The sequence below is a fragment of the Ectopseudomonas composti genome (assembly GCF_900115475.1).
Taxonomy (GTDB): Bacteria; Pseudomonadota; Gammaproteobacteria; order Pseudomonadales; family Pseudomonadaceae; genus Aquipseudomonas; species Aquipseudomonas composti.
Window position 1 is genome coordinate 56760 of sequence record NZ_FOWP01000007.1, and the last position, 20754, is coordinate 77513.

At 63.5% G+C, this 20754-nt stretch carries 20 protein-coding genes; 8 read left to right on the forward strand and 12 right to left on the reverse strand.

What is annotated here, in order from left to right; genetic code table 11:
- Nucleotides 1–30 precede the first annotated feature (30 nt).
- Nucleotides 31–1614: a threonine ammonia-lyase, biosynthetic gene (gene ilvA, locus BM059_RS14330; protein ID WP_074939462.1), complete on the reverse strand. Its 1584-nt coding sequence runs from the start codon at nt 1612–1614 to the stop codon at nt 31–33.
- 88 nt (nt 1615–1702) lie between these two features.
- Here ilvA and rpiA point away from each other — a divergent pair, with 88 nt between their 5' ends.
- Nucleotides 1703–2374: a ribose-5-phosphate isomerase RpiA gene (rpiA, locus tag BM059_RS14335; protein WP_037001222.1), complete on the forward strand. Its 672-nt coding sequence runs from the start codon at nt 1703–1705 to the stop codon at nt 2372–2374.
- Between the two features lie 83 nt (nt 2375–2457).
- On the opposite strand, the gene BM059_RS14340 is transcribed toward rpiA, so the two are convergent.
- Both BM059_RS14340 and BM059_RS14345 read right to left on the reverse strand, forming a co-directional pair.
- Nucleotides 2458–2793 carry a DUF3703 domain-containing protein gene (locus BM059_RS14340; protein ID WP_074939464.1) on the reverse strand — a complete coding sequence of 112 codons (336 nt, stop codon included), beginning with the start codon at nt 2791–2793 and terminating at the stop codon, nt 2458–2460.
- Nucleotides 2794–2804: 11 nt separating this feature from the next.
- Nucleotides 2805–5024 (reverse strand): heavy metal translocating P-type ATPase, encoded by a 2220-nt coding sequence (locus tag BM059_RS14345; protein WP_074939465.1) that lies wholly within the window; start codon nt 5022–5024, stop codon nt 2805–2807.
- An 80-nt stretch (nt 5025–5104) separates the two neighbouring features.
- Here BM059_RS14345 and cadR point away from each other — a divergent pair, with 80 nt between their 5' ends.
- Both cadR and BM059_RS14355 read left to right on the forward strand, forming a co-directional pair.
- Nucleotides 5105–5557, forward strand: coding sequence for a Cd(II)/Pb(II)-responsive transcriptional regulator (gene cadR, locus BM059_RS14350; RefSeq protein ID WP_074939467.1), 453 nt, complete (start codon nt 5105–5107; stop codon nt 5555–5557).
- A gap of 61 nt (nt 5558–5618) precedes the next feature.
- Nucleotides 5619–5954 (forward strand): YegP family protein, encoded by a 336-nt coding sequence (locus tag BM059_RS14355; protein ID WP_074939468.1) that lies wholly within the window; start codon nt 5619–5621, stop codon nt 5952–5954.
- A 185-nt stretch (nt 5955–6139) separates the two neighbouring features.
- On the opposite strand, the gene BM059_RS14360 is transcribed toward BM059_RS14355, so the two are convergent.
- The 5 genes from BM059_RS14360 to BM059_RS14380 form a co-directional block, all read right to left on the reverse strand.
- Nucleotides 6140–7054, reverse strand: a complete 915-nt coding sequence (locus tag BM059_RS14360) for an SdiA-regulated domain-containing protein (RefSeq protein WP_074939470.1) — start codon at nt 7052–7054, stop codon at nt 6140–6142.
- Nucleotides 7055–7125: 71 nt separating this feature from the next.
- A complete protein-coding gene (locus BM059_RS14365; protein ID WP_037001212.1) occupies nt 7126–7473 on the reverse strand; it encodes a NirD/YgiW/YdeI family stress tolerance protein in 348 nt (115 codons plus the stop codon).
- Between the two features lie 102 nt (nt 7474–7575).
- Nucleotides 7576–8487 carry an SdiA-regulated domain-containing protein gene (locus tag BM059_RS14370; RefSeq protein ID WP_074939471.1) on the reverse strand — a complete coding sequence of 304 codons (912 nt, stop codon included), beginning with the start codon at nt 8485–8487 and terminating at the stop codon, nt 7576–7578.
- A 109-nt stretch (nt 8488–8596) separates the two neighbouring features.
- Complete coding sequence (locus BM059_RS14375) at nt 8597–9262, reverse strand: fumarylacetoacetate hydrolase family protein (protein ID WP_074939473.1); 666 nt, start codon at nt 9260–9262, stop codon at nt 8597–8599.
- Nucleotides 9263–9388: 126 nt separating this feature from the next.
- Nucleotides 9389–10780 carry an FAD-binding oxidoreductase gene (locus BM059_RS14380; RefSeq protein ID WP_074939475.1) on the reverse strand — a complete coding sequence of 464 codons (1392 nt, stop codon included), beginning with the start codon at nt 10778–10780 and terminating at the stop codon, nt 9389–9391.
- Between the two features lie 181 nt (nt 10781–10961).
- On the opposite strand from BM059_RS14380, the gene serA reads away from it, so the two are divergent.
- Entirely contained in the window at nt 10962–12191 is a 1230-nt protein-coding gene (gene serA / locus BM059_RS14385; RefSeq protein WP_037001204.1) for a phosphoglycerate dehydrogenase, read from the forward strand.
- A 242-nt stretch (nt 12192–12433) separates the two neighbouring features.
- Here the strand turns inward: serA and BM059_RS14390 are convergent, their stop codons facing one another.
- Nucleotides 12434–12940 (reverse strand): 2-thiouracil desulfurase family protein, encoded by a 507-nt coding sequence (locus tag BM059_RS14390; RefSeq protein ID WP_074939476.1) that lies wholly within the window; start codon nt 12938–12940, stop codon nt 12434–12436.
- Between the two features lie 199 nt (nt 12941–13139).
- Here BM059_RS14390 and BM059_RS14395 point away from each other — a divergent pair, with 199 nt between their 5' ends.
- Nucleotides 13140–13676: a DUF6160 family protein gene (locus BM059_RS14395; protein ID WP_074939478.1), complete on the forward strand. Its 537-nt coding sequence runs from the start codon at nt 13140–13142 to the stop codon at nt 13674–13676.
- A gap of 17 nt (nt 13677–13693) precedes the next feature.
- On the opposite strand, the gene BM059_RS14400 is transcribed toward BM059_RS14395, so the two are convergent.
- Entirely contained in the window at nt 13694–14317 is a 624-nt protein-coding gene (locus BM059_RS14400; RefSeq protein WP_037001199.1) for a 2OG-Fe(II) oxygenase, read from the reverse strand.
- 121 nt (nt 14318–14438) lie between these two features.
- Between BM059_RS14400 and BM059_RS14405 the strand changes: the two genes are divergently transcribed.
- Complete coding sequence (locus BM059_RS14405) at nt 14439–15206, forward strand: hypothetical protein (protein WP_074939479.1); 768 nt, start codon at nt 14439–14441, stop codon at nt 15204–15206.
- Between the two features lie 117 nt (nt 15207–15323).
- On the opposite strand, the gene BM059_RS14410 is transcribed toward BM059_RS14405, so the two are convergent.
- Nucleotides 15324–16265: a phospholipase BipL gene (locus BM059_RS14410; protein ID WP_037001194.1), complete on the reverse strand. Its 942-nt coding sequence runs from the start codon at nt 16263–16265 to the stop codon at nt 15324–15326.
- A gap of 125 nt (nt 16266–16390) precedes the next feature.
- Between BM059_RS14410 and BM059_RS14415 the strand changes: the two genes are divergently transcribed.
- Nucleotides 16391–16972, forward strand: a complete 582-nt coding sequence (locus BM059_RS14415) for a DUF6436 domain-containing protein (protein ID WP_083413283.1) — start codon at nt 16391–16393, stop codon at nt 16970–16972.
- Nucleotides 16973–16977: 5 nt separating this feature from the next.
- On the opposite strand, the gene BM059_RS14420 is transcribed toward BM059_RS14415, so the two are convergent.
- On the reverse strand, nt 16978–18006 hold the full coding sequence (locus tag BM059_RS14420) for an AraC family transcriptional regulator (RefSeq protein ID WP_074939482.1): 1029 nt from the start codon (nt 18004–18006) through the stop codon (nt 16978–16980).
- Nucleotides 18007–18125: 119 nt separating this feature from the next.
- Here BM059_RS14420 and BM059_RS14425 point away from each other — a divergent pair, with 119 nt between their 5' ends.
- Nucleotides 18126–20504: a penicillin acylase family protein gene (locus BM059_RS14425; RefSeq protein WP_074939483.1), complete on the forward strand. Its 2379-nt coding sequence runs from the start codon at nt 18126–18128 to the stop codon at nt 20502–20504.
- The last annotated feature ends 250 nt before the right edge of the window (nt 20505–20754 follow it).

The following is a 20754-nucleotide window of genomic DNA, read 5'->3' on the forward strand; positions in this document are numbered from 1 at the left end:
CGGCGGCGGGTAAACCCGCCCTACCCGTGCTCAGCCGAGAAACAGCTTGTAGGCCGGATTCTCGCTTTCATCCCAGTAGGGATAACCGATGGCATCCAGCGCCGCCGGTACCAGGTGCCGCTCGTCTTCCGGCACCTGCAGCGCGGCCAGCACACGACCATCGGCAGCGCCATGGTTACGGTAGTGGAACATCGAGATGTTCCAGCGTCCGCCCAGCTTCTGCAGGAAGTTGAACAGCGCACCCGGCCGCTCGGGGAATTCGAAACGCAGCACCATCTCGTCACCCACGCCGGCAGCATGGCCACCGACCATATGGCGGATATGCAGCTTGGCCAGCTCGTTGTCAGTCAGGTCCAGTACCGGAAAACCCTGGGCGCGCAGGCCCTCGACCAGCGCGGCACGCGGATCGTTTTCCGGGTGAGTCTGCACGCCGACGAAGATGTGCGCTTCGCGGTCGGTATGGAAGCGATAGTTGAATTCGGTGATCTGGCGCTTGCCCACCGCTTCGCAGAAGGCTTTGAAGCTACCCGGCTGCTCGGGAATGGTCACGGCGATGATCGCCTCGCGCTTCTCGCCCAGTTCGGCGCGCTCGGCAACATGGCGCAGACGGTCGAAGTTGACGTTGGCGCCTGAGTCGATGCCCAGTAGCACCTCGCCGGTGACGCCCTGGCGCTCGACGTACTTCTTGATCCCGGCCACGGCCAGTGCACCGGCCGGCTCGGTGATCGAGCGGGTGTCGTCGTAGATGTCCTTGATCGCTGCGCAGATCTCGTCGGTGCTGACGGTGATCACTTCATCGACATGATCCTTGCAGATGTCGAAGGTGTGCTGGCCGATCTGCGCCACCGCTACGCCATCGGCAAACAGCCCGACCGTCGGCAGCACCACGCGCTCACCAGCCGCCATGGCGGCCTGCAGGCAATTGGAATCGTCCGGCTCGACGCCGATCACCTTGATCTCCGGGCGCAGGTACTTCACGTACGCCGCGATGCCGGCGATCAGGCCGCCGCCGCCCACCGGCACGAAGATGGCGTCGATACGGCCCTGGTGCTGGCGCAGCAGTTCCATGGCCACGGTGCCTTGGCCGGCGATCACCAGCGGATCGTCGTACGGGTGGATATAGGTGTAGCCCTTCTCTTCCACCAGTTTCAGCGAATGCGCCAGCGCCTCAGGGAAGGCGTCGCCGTGCAGCACCACCTTGCCACCGCGCGAACGCACGCCCTGCACCTTCAGCTCCGGGGTGGTGCGCGGCATGACGATGGTCGCCTTCACGCCCAGGTGCTTGGCGGCCAGGGCCAGGCCCTGCGCGTGATTACCGGCCGAGGCGGTGACCACGCCGCGCGCCAGCTCCTCAGGCGACAGTTGCGCCAGCTTGTTGTAGGCGCCACGAATCTTGAACGAGTACACCGGCTGCAGATCCTCGCGCTTGAGCAGAATCTGGTTGCCCAGTCGCTCACTGAGCTGACGGGCGGGTTGCAGCGGGGTTTCCACCGCGACGTCGTAGACGCGCGAGGTGAGGATCTTCTTCACGTACTGTTCGAGCATGGCGATTTCGCAGGCGTTCGGGCTTGGAGGGACTGCCGAGTCTACCCCAGCGTCACGCCGGGCGACCATACGAAACGCACGGGTTTTGCCCCGTCAGCACAGCACTTGCGGCTATAATTCGCGCCTTGTTCCCCATCCTCCCAGGCATTCCCCCGCGATGAACCAGGATCAGCTGAAACAGGCTGTGGCCCAGGCCGCCGTCGACCATATTCTCCCGCGCCTCGACAGCAAGAGCATCGTCGGCGTCGGCACCGGCTCCACCGCCAACTTCTTCATCGACGCGCTAGCCAAGCACAAGATGGAGTTCGACGGTGCCGTGGCCAGTTCCGAAGCCACCGCCGCACGCCTGAAAGGCCATGGCATCCCGGTATACGACCTCAACGCCGTCAGCGACCTGGAGTTCTACGTCGACGGCGCCGACGAGAGCGACGAACACCTGAACCTGATCAAGGGCGGCGGCGCCGCGCTGACTCGCGAGAAGATCGTCGCAGCCGTAGCCAAGACCTTCATCTGCATTGCCGACGCCAGCAAGCTGGTGCCGGTGCTGGGCGAGTTCCCGCTGCCGGTGGAAGTCATCCCCATGGCGCGCAGCCATGTGGCGCGCGAGCTGGTGAAACTGGGCGGTGATCCGGTGTACCGCGAAGGCGTGCTGACCGACAACGGCAATATCATTCTCGACGTGCACAACATGTCGATCGTCGACCCGGTGAAGCTGGAAGCGGACATCAATGCCATCGTCGGCGTGGTCACCAACGGCCTGTTCGCCGCCCGCTCGGCCGACCTACTGCTGCTTGGCACCGCTGACGGCGTGAAAGAACTCAAACGCTAGAACCTAGCCCGGATGAAATCCGGGGATGCCTGACGCAATGCTCCCGGATTGCATCCGGGCTACGGAGCCTGCCAATGCGCCGCCTACTCCAGCAAGCGGCGCAGTTCCTCGCTTATCGGCATCGGTTGAAACGCACTGACCCGCGCCCGCCCGGTGTTACCGATGGGCACCCAGATACGCGAGAACAGCAAGGCTGCGACGATCCTCGGAATCTGACCTGACACCTCGCGCATATCCCCCAGCTGCCAGCCAGCCCGCAGCATCAACCAATGCGAACGCGCATGCAGCCAAGGGCGACGCTGGGTGAGGATATGCGCGCGCTCCAGCCACATCAGGGCTTCGGCGTTGCGACGGTCACCAAGAGCCCGCGTCGCCTGGGCGAAGACTTCATCGATGGCCTTGCTCAGTTCCACATGCATGGTGGCCTCCCTCATTTGCGCAGCAGGCGCAGGCCGTTGAACACCACCAGCAGGCTCACGCCCATGTCGGCGAACACCGCCATCCACATGGTCGCCTCGCCTGCCAGGGTCATGCCCAGGAATATCGCCTTGATGCCCAACGCCAACACGATGTTCTGCAGCAGTATCGCGTGGGTCTGCCGGGACAGACGGACGAAGGCCGGGATCTTGCGCAGATCATCGTCCATCAGCGCGACATCTGCAGTCTCGATGGCGGTGTCGGTGCCGGCAGCGCCCATGGCGAAACCGATTTCGGCCTTGGCCAGCGCCGGGGCATCGTTGATGCCATCACCAACCATGCCGACGACCTTACCCTGCGCCTGGCGCGCCTCGACCCAGGCCAGTTTGTCCGCTGGCAGCAGGTCGCCACGCGCCTCGTCGACGCCGACCTGCTCGGCGATGGCCGCAGCGGTATGGGCGTTATCGCCGGTGAGCATACAGGTGCGCACGCCCAGTTCGTGCAGTTCGGCGACTGCCTCGCGGCTGGTCTGCCGCACCGTGTCAGCGACGGCGAAGAGCATCAACGCGCGCTGCTCGTTGCACAGCACCACCACGCTCTTGCCCTGGCGCTCCAGCGCCTCCAGACGCTCTTCCAACTGCGCGGAGCAGAGCCCGAGGTCTTCGACCAGGCGATGGTTACCTATATAGAGCAGCTTGCCATCGACTATGCCCTTGGTGCCGCGCCCTGGTAGCGCCTCGAAGCCCTCGACCTCATGCAGTGCCTGCCCCTGCTCTTGCGCGCGCAGAGCCAGTGCTCGGGAAACCGGGTGATCCGAGCGCGCGGCCAGGCTCGCTGCCCAGACGGCGTGGATCGGCTCATCCGTGTCCAGCAGATGAACACTGTCGGTCTGCACCGGCTTGCCGTGGGTCAGGGTGCCGGTCTTGTCCAGCGCCAGTTGGGCCAGGTGCCGACCGTTCTCCAGGTACACGCCGCCCTTGATCAGGATGCCCTTGCGCGCCGCCGCCGCCAGCCCGCTGACGATGGTCACCGGGGTAGATATCACCAACGCACAGGGGCAGGCCACCACCAGCAGCACCAGGGCGCGGTAGATCCAGTCGAACCAGGCGCCGCCGATGACCAGCGGCGGCAGCACGGCCACCGCCAGGGCGAAAGCGAACACCGCCGGGGTATAGATGCGCGAGAACTGATCGACGAAACGCTGGGTCGGAGCACGCGAGCCTTGCGCCTCCTCCACTGCATGGATGATTCGCGCCAGCGTGGTGTCGCGCGCCGCAGCGGTAACGCGAAACTCCAGTGAACCAGCTTCGTTGATGGTGCCAGCGAAGACCGGATCACCCGCACGTTTTTCCACCGGCAGGCTTTCTCCGGTGATCGGCGCCTGGTTGACCGTCGAAGAACCACCGACCACTTCACCATCGAGGCTGATGCGCTCACCAGGCCGCACGCGCACCACGGCGCCGAGGTCGATGGCCTGCACATCGACTTCCTGCCAGTTGCCGTCAGCCTGCTTCACCGTGGCACGCGGTGGCGCCAGATCCATCAGGCCGCGAATCGCGTTGCGCGCGCGATCCAGAGAGCGCGCCTCGATCAATTCCGCCAGGGTGAACAGCACCATGACCATCGCCGCCTCCGGCCACTGGCCGATCAACACGGCACCGGTCACGGCGATGCTCATCAGGGCGTTGATGTTGAGGTTGCGGTTCTTCAGGGCGATCCAGCCCTTTTTGTAGGTGTTCAACCCACACAGGCCGATGGCCGCGACGGCCAGCAGCGCCGCCAGCCAATCCGGACCTAGCGTGGCGAAATGCACGACCTCCGAAGCGGTTGCCAACACAGCGGCAAGCGTCAGCGGCCACCAGGGCTTTTTCGCAGGCGCAGCGACTGGCTGTGGCGCGGCGCTCTCACCCTCGACCTGCGGGGTAAAGCCCAATGCGCTGATGGCAGGTAGCACCTGCGCCAGGACGCCTTCGTCATGGCTCACAGTAAGCACGCGCTGCAGCAAGTTGAACTGCAGAGCGGCCACACCGGGCAGCCGGCCCAAGGCGTCGCGAATCAAGCGCTCCTCCGTGGGGCAGTCCATCTGCTCGATGCGGATGCGGGTATTCACCGCCCCAGCTAACGGCTCATCTGCCGACGGCGGCACGGGCTGGCGATCATGCTCACGGTGGTCGTGATCATGCTTGGCGTGTACGGGCGGCTGTTCGTGCGAATGGTCGCAGCAACGGCTCATGGCAAATCTCCCTGAGGTATCTGTTGCCGAGTACACACCCTGTAGTCACTATAGGGTCAAGCACCCAAGGAGGCGATTGAATGAAAATCGGAGAATTGGCGAAAAAAGCCGGCTGCCAGGTAGAGACCGTGCGCTACTACGAGCGCGAAGGCCTGCTACCGGCGCCCGCACGCAGCGAAGGCAACTACCGTCTGTACGGCGCCCCGCACCTGGAGCGCCTGGTGTTCATCCGCAATTGCCGCACCCTGGACATGACCCTGGAGGAGATTCAGCGCCTGCTGGCGCTGCGCGACCTGCCGCACGAGAGCTGTGCCGGCATCAACAGCCTGGTTGACGAACATATCGAGCACGTCGAGGCGCGCATCAACAGCCTGCTGGCTCTGCGCGACCAACTCGCCGAGTTGCGCGACCGTTGCAACGGCCCACAGGAAGCAGAGGACTGCGGCATTCTGCGCCAGCTCAATGTCAGCGGCGGCGTGCAGCCGTTACCGGACGACGGCCATACCCATGTCGGCAAGAGTCATTCACATTGATGGACTACGCTTGCAGAGCACCGCTTCGGCATACCGCCGGGCCCCCCGGGGAGAAATGAACATGTCTGGAAAGTTCGAGTTGAAACAGGCCAAAGACGGCCAGTTCCACTTCAACCTGCTGGCGAGCAACGGCCAGGTCATCCTCAGTAGCGAGATGTACAAGGCCAAGGACTCGGCGCTGAACGGCATCGAGTCGGTGAAGAAGAACTCACAACGCGAGGGCGCCTTCGAGACCAAGACCTCGAGCAACGACAAGCACTACTTCCTGCTCAAAGCCACCAATGGCCAGGTGGTCGGGCAGAGCCAGATGTATGCCAGTGCCGCCAGTTGCAAGAGCGGCATCGAATCGGTGCAGAAGAATGCACCTAATGCGCAAACGGATGACCAGACGGGCTAGCAGGCTGCTGAAAACGTAGACGAGGCAGGCAAGACAATACCGATGGCGGCCCCGCAAAAAACGGCCGAAAAACGGTCGGAGTCGCGCTCGACTTTACAAGCTGTAAATGAGCATTTTGACTGGGCTCGCACGCGAGGCCGTTTTTAACGCAGTATTGCCAACGCAGGCAGTTTTTCAGCGGCCTGCTAATCGTTCTGCTTCCTAAACACGTAGAACAGGTTCGGCTCGCTGATCAGGTAGAGGTTGCCGTCGTCATCGGTCGCCACACCTTCGGCCTGCGGCACACTGCGCTGCAGGCCATGCTGGCCACGCAGCAACGACAGGGTGCTGACAGGCTTGCCGTCGGCGTTTAATTCGATCACCAGGCGCGATTCATCCGACAGCGCCAGCAGATGTCCGGTCGCCGTATCGAAATCCAGGCTGGAGAGATCGCGCACGAACAACCGGGCGTCGCGCTTCGGGTCGGTATTGACCTGCAGCGCCAGCGGCTTGCTCTCGTCGACATGGGGGAAACCCAACACTTCGAAGATGCGCACCGGGTCGCGCTCCTTGGCTACCAGCAGACGCTGGTTCTTCGCATCGTAGGCCAGGCCCTCGAAACCCTTGTTGCCATTGCGGCCGATCCCCAGGGAAAGCTGCTGGAAGTCGGCGGCATCGATCACCCGCGTGGCGTCGTCTATACGTACCTTGACCAGACGCTGCTCGCGCTCGTCGGCGATCACGTAGACACCGGGCGCCACGTACTCGATAGCCTCGGGATCACCAAAACCCTCGAGGTCGATAGTGCGCTTGAGCTCACCGTCCAGGCTCATCTCGATCACCTTGGCCGGCTTGTTGGTAACGCTGAACAGACTGCGCCGATCCGGATCGTAGGTCAGCGCCGAGACATCACTGATATCGGCAATGGGCTTGGCCTCGATCACCACGCGGTAGTCGCCCAGCCACAGTGACTGCTCGCGCCACTGCGCACCGTGCTGCCACTCTTGCACGGAGAACCAGGCTCGCTCGAACAACCGATACTGCTGGCCCAGCACGGCTCCAATCAACAGCACGAACAACAGCAGATAAAGCCAGGGGTTGATGGAGAGCAGACGACGCATGATGAGTTTCTCTGACTACCACGGAAAAGCCCGCCACGGGCTTAACGTGGCGGGCGGGCGGAATATCGCGATCAGTTGATCAGTTCGACGCGATCGACATCGATCTCGCGGCTGTTGAAGTCCTTGTCGACTTCACCGGTCAGGCGCACCTTGGCGGTTTCCGAGACTTTCTGGCCCGGCCAGTCTTCATCATCGATTTCCACCTGGATGGTGCCGGTGGCGTCCTTGAACTCATAGAGTTCGTCCTGCAGACGCTTGACGATCTGGCCTTCCAGTACGACATGAGTGTCGTCGGCAGCTTGCAGTGCAGCAGATACGGTGGTGACCTGCGGGGTAGCACCCGGGCCGGTATAACCGGTGGCGAAAGCAGCAGTGCTGAGCAGCGGCAGAACCATCAGAGCGAGAGCGGTACGTTTCATGGTGTGAACCTCGTTGTTCGTAAGTGACGGGGTCAGATTAGTGCCGCTAGCTGAAGCCAGACTGAATCGACGCTTAAGCGAAACTGAATCCGTCACGGACGCTCAACCAGCATCCGGTGCCAGCTTGCTGAAGACATAGAACAGGTTGGGTTCGGCGACGATATAGATGTTGCCCTCCTCATCCATGGCTACGCCCTCGGCCTGCTTGATGCCTTGCTCCAGGCCGTTGAGACCGCCGGTAAGACTGAGAAAGCTGACCGGATGACCGCTGCGATCCAGTTCCAGCAGCATGCGCGACTCGTCGGACAGCACCAGCAGGTGACCCGTACGCTCATCGACGCTGAGCGAGGAAATGTCGCGCACGCCCAGATTGCCAGCCATCAGCGGCTGCAATTGACCTGCGTGACCACCCGGGAAAGGCAAACTGAACAAGCCCAGCGGACCGCGCTCCTTGCCAAGCAGCAGGCTGTGGCTACGCGAGTCCCAGCCCAGTCCTTCGAAACCCTTGTTGCCTGCCTCGGCGAACCCCAGGTCGAAGCCGGGAAAGTTGGCTGCGTCCAGTTCGAGATCGTCGTCACCCAGGGTGAAGGTCGTCAGTTGGCGACGGCGCTCGTCGACGATGGCCATGCGGCCGTTGTCCATCATCTCCACGCCTTCAGGGTCGGCGAAACCCTTGAGCTCGATCCGGCGCAGCACTTCACCTTCGCGCGACAACTCCACCAACAGCGGATGCTTGCCGGTGACGGTGAACAGCGTGCCGGTGAGTGGGTTGTAGGTCAGCCCCGAGGTCTCGTCCTTCTCCAGGCCGGTCAGGGCCTTGGCCTGGATCACCGCGCGATAGCCCGGCAGCCAGACACTGGCCAGACGATCGATCAGCGGCGTCGAGCGCTCCTGCAACCATAACTGAGCACGGTCATCCCAATGCTGGGTCTGCGCCAAGGTGCCCAAAGCAACGACTACCAAGCCAGACAGCCAGTAGCGGGGGCGGCGAATCGTATGAAGGAGAGCGGGCATCGACGGCAACTCGGCTGCGTAATGGCAATCCGACATCCACTGTCGAGGGGGAGTTCCGCCGTCCGATGGACGGCGGCTGACTTCAGCGCTCGGGCACGCTGACTGCCTCTTATAGCACGCGGCTGGTGAAACTACTGTGGTCGACCAATTCCAACACCAGCTCATCGCCCTTGTTCAGCGCGCCAACGCCGACCGGCGTGCCGGTGAGGATGACGTCGCCCGGCTGCAGGGCGAAATGTCCGGCCATGTGCTGGATCATCGTGACGATGGGGTTGAGCATGTCGCGGCTGTTGCCGTCCTGACGGGTTTCGCCGTTGATCACCAGACGAATGCCGATATCGGCCAGGTCCTCGATGGCATCGCCCGGCACGAAGGGCGCCAGTACGCAGGCACCGTCGAAGCTCTTGGCGATTTCCCAGGGATAGCCCTTCTCCTTGAGCTTGGCCTGCACGTCGCGCAGGGTCAGATCCAGGGCCGGGGCGAAGCCGCTGATGGCGTCACGCACTTCCTCGGCATCGGGTTTCTTCGAAAACGGCTTGCCGATCAGCACGGCGATTTCCGCCTCGTAATGCACCGAACCACGATCCTCGGGAATGGCGAAACCGCCATCGAGCGGCACCACACAGGAGCCCGGTTTGATGAACAGCAAAGGCTCGCTGGGCACCGGGTTATTTAGTTCCTTGGCGTGCTCGGCGTAGTTGCGGCCGATGCAAACGACCTTGCCAAGTGGAAAGTGGACGGTGGTTCCGTCGACGTACTGGTGCTGATAGCTCATCACCGACTCCTGTGTTGTTCGTATTGTGGATGGCTCGGCTTGTGGCCGGACGTCGTACCTTAAACGAGGTGGCGCCGTCGTGCACCGCATACGAAAACGCCCATCGGTCGGATGGGCGTTTTTTCGTCAGGCGAAGATCTTGCCGGGGTTCATGATTCCGTTGGGATCGAATACCGCCTTGATCGCTTTCATGCAGGCAATCTCGGCTGCCGAGCGGCTGTATTGCAGGTAGTCGCGCTTGGTCATGCCGACGCCGTGCTCGGCGCTGATCGAGCCGTTGTATTTCTCAACGGTCTCGAACACCCACTTGTTGACCAGCGCGCACTTGGTGAAGAAGTCTTCCTTAGCCAGATTCTCGGGCTTGAGAATATTCAGGTGCAGGTTGCCGTCACCGATATGGCCATACCAGAGCACATCGAAGTCCGGATAGTTGACCGAAACGATGTCATCGATGTCCTTGAGGAACGCCGGCACCTGACTGACGGTGACGGAGATGTCGTTCTTGTATGGCGTCCAGTGGCTGATGGTTTCGGAGATGTATTCACGCAGCTTCCACAGGTTCTGCAGTTGCTGCTCACTCTGGCTCATCACGCCGTCGAGCACCCAGCCTTGCTCCACGCAATGCTCGAAGGTGGCCAGGGCTTCGTTGGCCACGTCCTCATTCAATGCCTCGAACTCCAGCAGGGCATAGAACGGCGTGCGACTATCGAACGGCGCCGGCACATCGCCACGGCCGAGAATCTTCTCCAGGCAGCGGTCGGAGAAGAACTCGAAGGCGGTCAGATCGAGCTTGCCCTGGAAGGCATGCAGCACCGGCATGATCGAGTCGAAGTCAGGTGTGCCAAGTACCATCGCGGTGAGGTTCTTCGGTGCACGCTCCAGGCGCATGGTCGCTTCGACCACGAAGCCCAGCGTACCTTCCGCGCCGATGAACAGCTGGCGCAGGTCGTAGCCGGTGGCGTTCTTGATCAGGTCGCGGTTCAACTCCAGCAGCTCGCCAGTGCCGGTGACCACTTTCAGCCCGGCCACCCAGTTACGGGTCATGCCGTAGCGAATCACCTTGATTCCGCCGGCATTGGTGCCGATATTGCCGCCAATCTGGCTGGAACCGGACGAAGCGAAATCCACCGGGTAATAAAGGCCCTTCTCTTCAGCGAACAGTTGCAGCTGCTTGGTCACTACACCGGGCTGGCAGACCACAGTACGGTCGTATTCGTTGAATTCGACGATGCGGTTCATGTAGTCGAACGACACCACCACCTCGCCATTGGCCGCCACCGCAGCGGCGGACAGACCGGTGCGGCCGCCCGACGGCACCAGCGCGATCTTGTGCTGATTGGCCCAGCGTACGATGGCCTGCACCTGCTCGGTGGTCTTGGGGAAGACGATGGCAGAAGGTGCCGGGGCGAACTGCTTGGTCCAGTCCTTGCCGAAGGTTTCCAGGGAATCGGCATCGATCAGCACCTTGCCGGGCTCAACCAGGGTCTTCAGCTCTTCGATCTGGGCGGAGGTGGTCATCTACGGAACTCTCAAAGGATTCATGGTCGCCCTGAGAACCATTCAGGTCGCAACCGAGCATTGAAAAAGGCGAACATGCTAGCATACGCACCCCGCGAATCGAGCCATGCGGCGATTTGCGGGCGCTGGCTGAGTTTCTCGGCCCTTCCCTGACAACATCCCTGGGACAACAGGTACTCCGATGAGCAAGACCTCTCTCGACAAGAGCAAGATCAAGTTCCTTCTTCTCGAAGGCGTCCACCAGAATGCCGTGGACACTCTGAAGGCCGCCGGCTACAGCAACATCGAGTACCTCAAGGGCGCGCTGTCAGGCGAAGAGCTGAAAGAAAAGATCGCCGATGCCCACTTCATCGGTATCCGCTCGCGCACCCAGCTGACCGCCGAAGTCTTCGACTGTGCGAAGAAACTGGTCGCCGTCGGTTGCTTCTGCATCGGTACCAACCAGGTCGATCTGGACGCTGCCCGCGAGCGTGGCATCGCCGTATTCAATGCCCCCTACTCCAACACCCGTTCGGTGGCCGAGCTGGTGTTGGCCCAGGCCATCCTGCTGCTGCGCGGCATTCCCGAGAAGAACGCCTCCTGCCACCGTGGCGGCTGGATCAAGTCGGCAGCCAACTCCTTCGAAATCCGTGGCAAGAAGCTGGGTATCGTCGGCTATGGTTCCATCGGCACTCAGCTCTCGGTTCTGGCCGAAGCCATGGGCATGCAGGTGTTCTTCTACGATACCGTGACCAAACTGCCACTGGGCAACGCCACGCAGATCGGTGACCTGTACGAGCTGCTGGGCCTGTGCGACATCGTGTCCCTGCACGTACCGGAGCTGCCGTCCACCCAGTGGATGATCGGTGAGAAGGAAATCCGCGCGATGAAGAAAGGCGGCATCCTGATCAACGCTGCACGCGGCACCGTGGTCGAGCTGGACCACCTGGCCCAGGCGATCAAGGACGAGCACCTGATCGGCGCCGCCATCGACGTGTTCCCGGTCGAGCCCAAGTCCAACGACGAAGAGTTCGAAAGCCCGCTGCGTGGCCTGGATCGCGTGATCCTGACCCCGCACATTGGTGGTTCCACCGCAGAAGCCCAGGCCAACATCGGCCTGGAAGTGGCCGAGAAGCTGGTCAAGTACAGCGACAACGGTACTTCGGTGTCCTCGGTCAACTTCCCTGAAGTGGCCCTGCCGGCACACCCGGGCAAACACCGCCTGCTGCACATCCACGAGAACGTCCCTGGCGTGATGAGCGAGATCAACAAGGTCTTCGCCGACAACGGCATCAACATCTCCGGCCAGTTCCTGCAGACCAACGACAAGGTCGGCTATGTGGTGATCGACGTCGACGCCGAGTACTCCGACCTGGCGCTGGAGAAGCTGCAGCACGTCAATGGCACCATCCGCAGCCGCGTTCTGTTCTAAACCGGAGCTGCTGCGCGTCGGCGATACGGCGTTGGGAACGACCTCGGAGATGCTCATTTACTGACGCAAACTCCGCGCTCCTCGGTCGCTCCCGCCTTGTCTCGCTCTAGCTCGCGAGCCCCGGCGGTATGCAGAAATGAACAAAGGGAGGCTTCGGCCTCCCTTTTCTTTATCTCGCGGACGGATATGTAGGAGCGAGCTCTGCTCGCGAAGCTGCCCATGTTCGCGAGCAGAGCTCGCTCCTACGACTCTAAAGCGCCAATTTGTTCCAGCCGCGTCAATTCGGCTGCCGCTTCGTCCAACTGCGCCTCGTTGAACACCGTCACCCCGGCTCGCTTCAACAGGGCGGCGGTCACCCCCTCGCCCGACACGCGCAAACCGCTGAAGCTGCCATCGTAGTTCTCCAGATTGCCGCACGAGGGGCTGCGCGCCTTGAGCAGGGCAAGCTGGATGCCGTGCTCGCGCACCAGCGCCAGCGCCTGCTCGGCGCCGTCGACGAAGGCTGCCGTGACATCTTCACCATCAATCGTCAGGACTGGCAGCCGACCATCCAGTACTGCCCCACCCTGGCCGCCGCGGATTTCCGCAGGCGGGCGCGGGGTTGGCAAACCACCCGCCACTTCCGGGCAAAGCGCGACGACGCGCCCCTCGTCCAGCCACTGCTGAAGCTGGTCGAAAGGACCATGCGCACCACCGTCATAACGCACCCGATGCCCGAGCAGGCAGCGGCTGACCAGAATCTTCTGCATCGACACTCTCCATCAAGCTCGTCAGGGTAACCGCCGGTAACACCGCCGTCAGCCCTTTCTTCGGCAGCCCTCGAATGCCCCGCAAAGCCCGCCTGCCGCGACCTTGCGGCCTATCCTTCGGCGGGAAGCGGCGTTGCCCCATGGCATTGCGAAAGGAGCACAACCAGACTGGCGCAGACAATCAGGGAGGTTCCCGTCCATGTCCAAACCACTTCGCACGATTTTCCTGCCGCTGCTGTGCTGCACGGCGCTGCTCGCTTCTTCAGCCGAGGCCGCGCTGCAGGCGCTGGAAGATGAAAGCCTCAGTCAGATCAGTGGCCAGGCCGGCATCACCATCCGCCTCGACCTGATGGCGCGTATCGACGAAATCCGCTGGCAGGACGACGGCGGTAGCCTGGCGCTGCGTAACGTGAAGATCGACAACGGCTGCCTCAAGCCCAGCGATTGCGATGGCTATGCCCTGGCCCCCGCTCAATTAGGCGCCAGCGTGCCAATTCTGGGCCTGGAGGTGCCGACCCTGGAGGTGGATGTGGTCAAGGGCAGCAACGGTCAGAGCCAGCTGCAACTGAAACTGCCCAATCTGACCGCGATCAACCAGCAACTCGGCCCACTGGGCAAACTGGTGATCCGCGCGCGAGTGGCCAGTGATGTTTATATCGGCAATAGCAGCATTGGTAATGTCGCGCTGCGCGACCTGCGCGATATCAACGGCACCATCAAGGTCTGGGGCCACTGAACAGGGGACGCCGAGCCTTACAGCACGTCGGTGCCGCGACGCCTGAACCAGCCCGTCAGCGACAGCCGCTCGCGGGTGGCTGGCAGCACCTCGTGGGGCATATCGCCGGAGAGAAACAGCGCCAGGGTGCCAGCCTGGGGTAGCACGTCATGTTCGCGGCCATCGCTCAGATACAGGCGCAACGCCCCGCCCTGTTCGGCCTGCCAGCTGTCGTTCAGGTAGAGCACCGCCGACACCGCGCGCCGATCGTCGTCGCGAAAGCGGTCGAGATGACGCAGGTAAAAAGCCCCCGGCTCGTAGCAGGCGAAGTGGCACTCGTAGTCTTCCAACCCCAGAAACAGCGCCTGATTGAGGGCCTGGCGCAGGTCATCCATCAGATGCAGGTACTGGTCACAAGCCTGGTTCTGACCAGGCTCCAGCCATTGGATGCGGTCCCCGCGAATCCCTTCCTGCACCTGCTGGGCGCTGCCGCGACCAACACTGGCGGCACTCAGCTCGCCACGGCGCTCACGCTTATGGCACTCAGCAGCCAGTTCGCGGGTCAGACCCTCTGGGGCGAACAACGCCCGCTGCGACCAGCCCTGGCTGGCAAGGTCGTCGATAAGGCTGGAAAAGGGGTCTTGCTGGCGGGGTTCTGTCATGGCGCGATTGTACAGCGCCGGCTAGCCGCTAGACATAGCTCGACAAGCCCCTTTCAGCCACCGAAAATAGCGGGCCGCAGCACCTTGCGGCCGGCTCGGAAAGTTTGCCAAGGAGTTCTCGATGCGCGTTCTGTTTGCCCTGCTGCTGATTGGCCTGACCTTGCCGGCCCTGGCCGACGATCACCTGCGCCTGTATCAGGCTGCTGGCTGGCCGCAACAGCGCGAACATTTCAACCAGGCGCTCGACGCGGCCCAGCAGCGCTACCGCAGCACCCTGCCTCCGGCGGTGTTCCAGGCCCTGGTGGATAACAGCAATCACCGCTTCGCCGCTGCCGCCATCGACCAACGCGCACAAAACAGCCTGCGCCTGCAACTGGCCGACCCGCAGCCGGCGCTGACCTTCTTCGAATCCGCACTGGGTCGCAAGATCGTCGCCGCCGAGACGCTGGCCACACGCAGTGATCAACTGGCCAAGTACGCCAATGGCCTGCCACGTACCGATGCCGACGCCACTCGCCGTCTGCTGATTCGCCACCTGGCCCAGGCGCTGCCGGCGAAAGAGGCCGGCGCCGAAGTCAGCCTGGCGCTGGCCGGCGTCGCGGCCGACAGCCTCAGCCAGATGATTCCCGGCCTGCTCGGCGGTGGTCAGGCTCAGGGGCTGCTCAATGGCCAGCGCGAGCGCCTGATGACGCAGATCGAACAGGATCTGGACAACACCCTGCTGCACGTCTATCGCGACCTCAGCGACCCGGAGCTGGAGCAGTTCGTCGAGTTCGCCCAGTCCGATGCCGGAAAAGCCTATTACCAGGCCGCCCTGGAGTCGCTGCGGGCCGGCCTTGCCGTGGGCATGAGCAGCAATGAGCTGGAGCCGGCGCCGCAGGGCATCTGAAAACCAGCTTGAGTGGGGCTCTCATATAGGAGCGAATTCATTCGCGATCCTAGCGGTTTCGGCGCTAACGCCCATCGCGGATAAATCCGCTCCTACCTTTTCTGGGGCCGCAGGGAATCAAGCCAGGCGCTCGCGCAGGAAATCGAAGTAACGCCGACGCAACCCCTCGTTCTCGTTGGCCAGGTGGTGGCGCGCTTCGCTCAGCCGCAGGATCTGCGGCTGATGGAACTTGTCCTGCAGCACCGCGAGGTTGTAGCGCCAGTCCACGGTCATATCCGCCTCACCCTGGATGATCAGCGGGCTGTGCTGGCTGCGTCCGGCGGCCTCGATATGCGGCACCCACTTGGCCAGCGCACCGACCCAGGCGGTCGGCAGGCTGCGCGGCTGCAAGGGATCGAGGTGGTGCACGAAGTCGATGAAGGTGGCGTCGCTGGAGTTGTCGCTGAAGCGCCGCGGGATTTCGCGGACGAACCGGCTGAGCACCCGATAGCTGAGCTTCGACCAGCCCCAGGCGCGCGGGCGCACCAGCGGCGCCAGAAGAATGCTCTGCCCCAGCTCCGGGCGCTTGCCATCCGTGAGCAGGTAATCCAGCAATATTGCCCCGCCGGTGCTCTGCCCACACAGGTGCCAGGGCTGCGGCAGCCCCAGCTCGCCGGCCTGCTCGAACAGCCCGCCCAGCACCTGCTGATACTCGGCGAAATCACCGATGCTGGCGCGTGCACCGCTGGACAGCCCGTGCCCTGGCAGGTCACAGGCGAGCACGGCGAAGTTCATGCTCAGCGCCCAGTCGACCACATGCCGGTACAAGCCCATATGATCGTAATAGCCGTGCAGCAACAGCAGCGTGCCGCGCGGTTCGGCCGGCGCCCACAGCTGCACGGCAATCTGGTAACCAGCGGCATTGAAGCTACCGAGACGGTTGTCCAGCCCGGCAAAACGCGCAGCCAGGTCGAAACCGTAGAAGCTGCGATACGCCTGCAGCGCTGGCAAATCCAGGCGCGCTGCGGCCAAGGGTCGCAGCAAGGGGCGCAGTTGATCGGGCTGAAACGGCTCTGACATAAGACTTTCCATAGGTTGCGCGAGGCGCGCGGGCAATCCCGGCACCATCGCCTCGAATGCTGCGATATTCAGCTGCCCGACGCATCGTGGCAAGCTACACGCCCTTTTTACGCCCGGCCCGCCTCATGCCCCGCCTGTCACCCAAGAACCTGTTCGTCGCCCTGCTCGTCCTGGCCTGGCTGGTCGGCATGGCGCTGGCCTACCGCTGGTTCGAAACGCGTTACCTGCGCACCTTCGACGAACGCGCGGCGGTGTTCTCCGGCGCCGAGCTGCAACTGCCCACCGAGCTGAGCGGCCCCGGCGATATCCGCCTGGTGCATTTCTGGGACCCGGCCTGCCCGTGCAATGTCGGCAACCAGCAGCACCTGGCCGAGCTGATCGAACACTACACACCGCAAGGCGTGCAATTTCACGTCGTCCAGAAGCCCGGCAGCCAGGGCCGACTGCCCGCGGAGCTGGCCGCGCTGCAACCCATCGACGAGCTGCCAGGCAGCGCCAACCTGCCGGCCAGCCCCGCCGTGGCGATCTGGGACAAACAGGGTCAGCTGGCATACTTCGGCCCCTACAGCGAAGGCCTGGTCTGCAACTCGAGCAACAGCTTCATCGAACCCATACTCGAAGCGCTCGCGGCTGGGCGCAAGGTGAATGCCAGCAATACCCTGGCGGTGGGCTGTTTCTGCGAATGGGCCAAGCCCGACAACGACTGAGCCCTTCACTCGCCCATTGTCGCGCGGCGCGATAGCAAGCCACGCGGCGTGCCGCCCTGCCAACGGCGAAACGCCCGATAGAACGGCGATAGCTCGGCAAAGCCGCAGGCTCGCGCCACCTCGCGTATACCGAGCCCCTGATCCAGCAAGCGCAACGCGCGCAAGCGTCGTACCTCGTCGTGCAATGCACGAAAACTGCTGCCCTGCTCGCTCAATGAACGCTGCAACGCACTGCGGTTACTGTCCAGCGCCAAGGCACAGGCCTCGAGGCTACAGACCGTCCTCCCCAGGTTGACCTCCAGCCAGTAGCGCACCCGCACCAGCAGTTGGTTCTCCAGCAAACCGGCCAACTGCTTCTCGGCCTCCTCGCTGAGCACCTCGAACAATCGCGGGCTGGCACTGCGCGAGGGCCGCGAGAGCAGCGCCCGCGGCAAGATCAGCACATCGTGCGGCCGCGAGAAACGCGGCTCGACACCGAGCAGGCGACGATGCTCGGCAAAATTGCGCGGCGCGCGATGACGAAACTCCACCCCCAGCAGCGGCAACTCGCCGCCCGCGGACGCCAGCATCTTGGTCAGCAGCACGGCCAGACATTCCATCTGCTGCCGCAACGAGCCAACCTCGCGGTAATTGAGGTCGATCACCAGACGCGCTTCATCGCCCTGCTCCTCCAGCCGTGCAGCAAAACCGCCGGAGAGGATGTGCTGAAAACGCACGAAGGCTTGCAGGCCCTGGCGCAGGTCACGTGCTGCCAGTAGCAGGTAGCTGACCACGTCCATCGGCCGTGGCTGCATCACCTCACCCAGGTGCAGGCCGATGTCGACATCGCCGCTGATGCCCTCCAGCGCCTGCCAGAAGCGCGGCGCGTTATCGTGCTCCTCGCGCGCCTCCAGCAGCGGCGCTGCCAGTGCCACACCGGCGTAGGCGCGGCGGTAAGTGTCAGTCGGATCGAACCCCAGCGCGGCCAGTGCTTCGTAGAGCAAGCGGCGCAAGGTCGAGGAGTGAGTGAGGGCGACGAAGGCGTTATCGGGCATGAGCAGTCCAGACGAATTTGACCATAGACTTTCAGCCTTGAGGCATATGGTCAATGCCGACACTCAGACGCCCGCGCAAAATGCTCGCACGCTTGCCCCACAACAATAAGGATCGCTCGATGAAACGCTCCCTGACCGCCCTTGCCCTGGTGGTTGCTGCCACCGCTGGCGGCCTGACCTGGTACCTGCACGACAAGCAACCGCAGCGCGATGGCGAGTTGGTGCTCGCAGCCCTGCAGGCGCCGGTCACGGTCGACTACGACGAACGCGGCGTGCCGCACATCCGTGCCGAGAGCGAGGCGGACATGTATCGCGCCCTGGGTTTCGTGCACGCCCAGGATCGCCTGTTCCAGATGGAGCTATTGCGACGCCTGGCGCGCGGCGAACTGGCCGAAGTGCTCGGCGAGAAGCTGGTGCCCACCGACCGTCTGTTCCGCACCCTGGAAATCGGCCGCCATGCCGATACCTACGCGGCCCGCCTGGACGCCAACAGCCCGTCCACCCAGGCGCTGCTGCACTATCTCGAAGGGGTCAACCAGTACCAGGCCAGCCGCCCGCGTCCGCTGGAGTTCGACCTACTGGGTATCGAACCGCGTCCGTTCACCATCGCCGATACGCTCAGCGTCGCCGGCTACATGGCCTACAGCTTCGCCGCAGCCCTGCGCACGGAGCCAGTGATGACCCATATCCGCGACGAGCTGGGCGCGGACTATCTCAAGCTGTTCGACCTCGACTGGCATCCACAGGGCGTGGTCGGTACGTCCCTGGCCGCCAATGACTGGAAGGACCTCTCCGCCCTGGCCCAGCTCAGCAACAACGCCCTGGAGGGCAGTGGCCTGCCGCAGTTCGAAGGCAGCAACGCCTGGGCGGTATCCGGCAGCCGCACCGCCAGCGGCAAACCACTGCTGGCAGGTGACCCGCACATTCGCTTCTCGCTGCCGGCGGTGTGGTACGAAGCGCACCTGCAGGCGCCCGGTTACGAGCTGTATGGCTACCACCACGCGCTGATTCCCAGCGCCATGCTCGGCCACAATCGCGACTTCGCCTGGAGCCTGACCATGTTCCAGAACGACGATCTCGACCTGATCGCCGAGCGCGTCAACCCGGACAACGCCAATCAGGTCTGGTACCAGGGCAGCTGGGTCGACCTCGAACAGCGCACGGAGAGCATCAAGGTCAAAGGCACCGAACCGGTGGAGATCACCCTGCGCCGCTCCCCACACGGGCCGATCATCAACGATGCCCTGGGCCAGACCGTCGGCAGCACGCCGATCGCCATGTGGTGGGCCTTCCTCGAAACCGACAACCCGATGCTCGACGCCTTCTACCAACTCAACCGCGCCGACAGCCTGGACAAGGCCCGGGCCGCCGTCGAGAAAATCGAGGCCCCTGGCCTCAACGTGCTCTGGGCCGGCGCCAACGGTGACATCGGCTGGTGGGCCGCGGCCAAGCTGCCGCTGCGCCCGGACGGCGTCAACCCGATCTTCATTCTCGACGGCGCCAGCGCTGAAGCGGACAAACTCGGCTATCACCCCTTCAGCGCCAACCCGCAGGAAGAGAACCCGCAGCGCGGCTATATCCTCTCGGCCAACTACCAGCCGGTACCGGCCAGTGGCATCGAGATTCCTGGCTACTACAACCTGCCGGACCGCGGTCAGCGCCTCAACCAGCGTCTGAGCGATGCCTCGGTGAAGTGGGACACGCAGAACAGCCAGGCGCTGCAGTTGGACACCGGCACCGGCTACGGCCCGCGTCTGCTGGCACCGATCCTCGACGAACTGCGCGGCGCAGCAGCGAACGATGAGGAGCGCGCGCTGGTGGAGCAACTGGCCACGTGGAATGGCGACCACGAACTCGACTCCGTGGCCGCCACCCTGTTCAACCAGCTGACCTATCAGATCGCCCACGAAACCATGGCCGACGAGCTGGGCGATGTGTTCTTCGACAACCTGCTGCAGACCCGCATGCTCGACACCGCGCTACCGCGCCTGACCGCCAATGCCGATTCGCCCTGGTGGAATCGTCAGGGCAGCGAGCAGCGCGAAAGTCGCGCGCAGATCGTCGCCGACGCTTGGCGCGCCAGCCTGGAACATCTGCGCAGCGTGCTGGGTAATGATGCCGCGGCCTGGACCTGGGGCCGCGGCCACACCCTCACCCACAACCATCCGCTTGGCCAGCAGCAGCCGCTGGCCTGGCTGCTCAACGTCGGCCCGCTGGCCGCACCAGGCGGTCATGAGACGCCGAACAACCTCTCGCACAAGGTCGGGCCGGCGCCCTGGCCGGTGGTTTACGGCCCCTCGACTCGACGCCTGATCGACCTGGGTGACGCCGACCAGGCCTTGGGCGGCATCCCCGTGGGCCAGAGCGGCGTGCCGTTTGATGCCCACTATGGCGATCAGGCGGCCGCCCACGTGGCCGGCGAGTATCAGCCGCAGCACCTGAGCGATGCCGACGTCAAAGCCAATAGCCAGGGCACGCTGCAGCTACTGCCGCGCTGACAGCGGGAACACAGCGTGGTGCGCCAGCGGTGCATCACGCTGCACGCTGGTGCACATCGGCGCTGAAAATGGCGCCACATGTCCTCGCCAGAGGACCTAAGCCCCGAAAAACCGGGCCTTGCGACGCCGGCAATAAAACTGGCACACGCCCTGCATAGGCTAAGGCAATCCCAGTTTCGGGGACCTTGGTACAGGCAGGCCGGGGAATCCCCTTCTTTATTCGACGCCACCGTGCGTCATGTGCAACGCG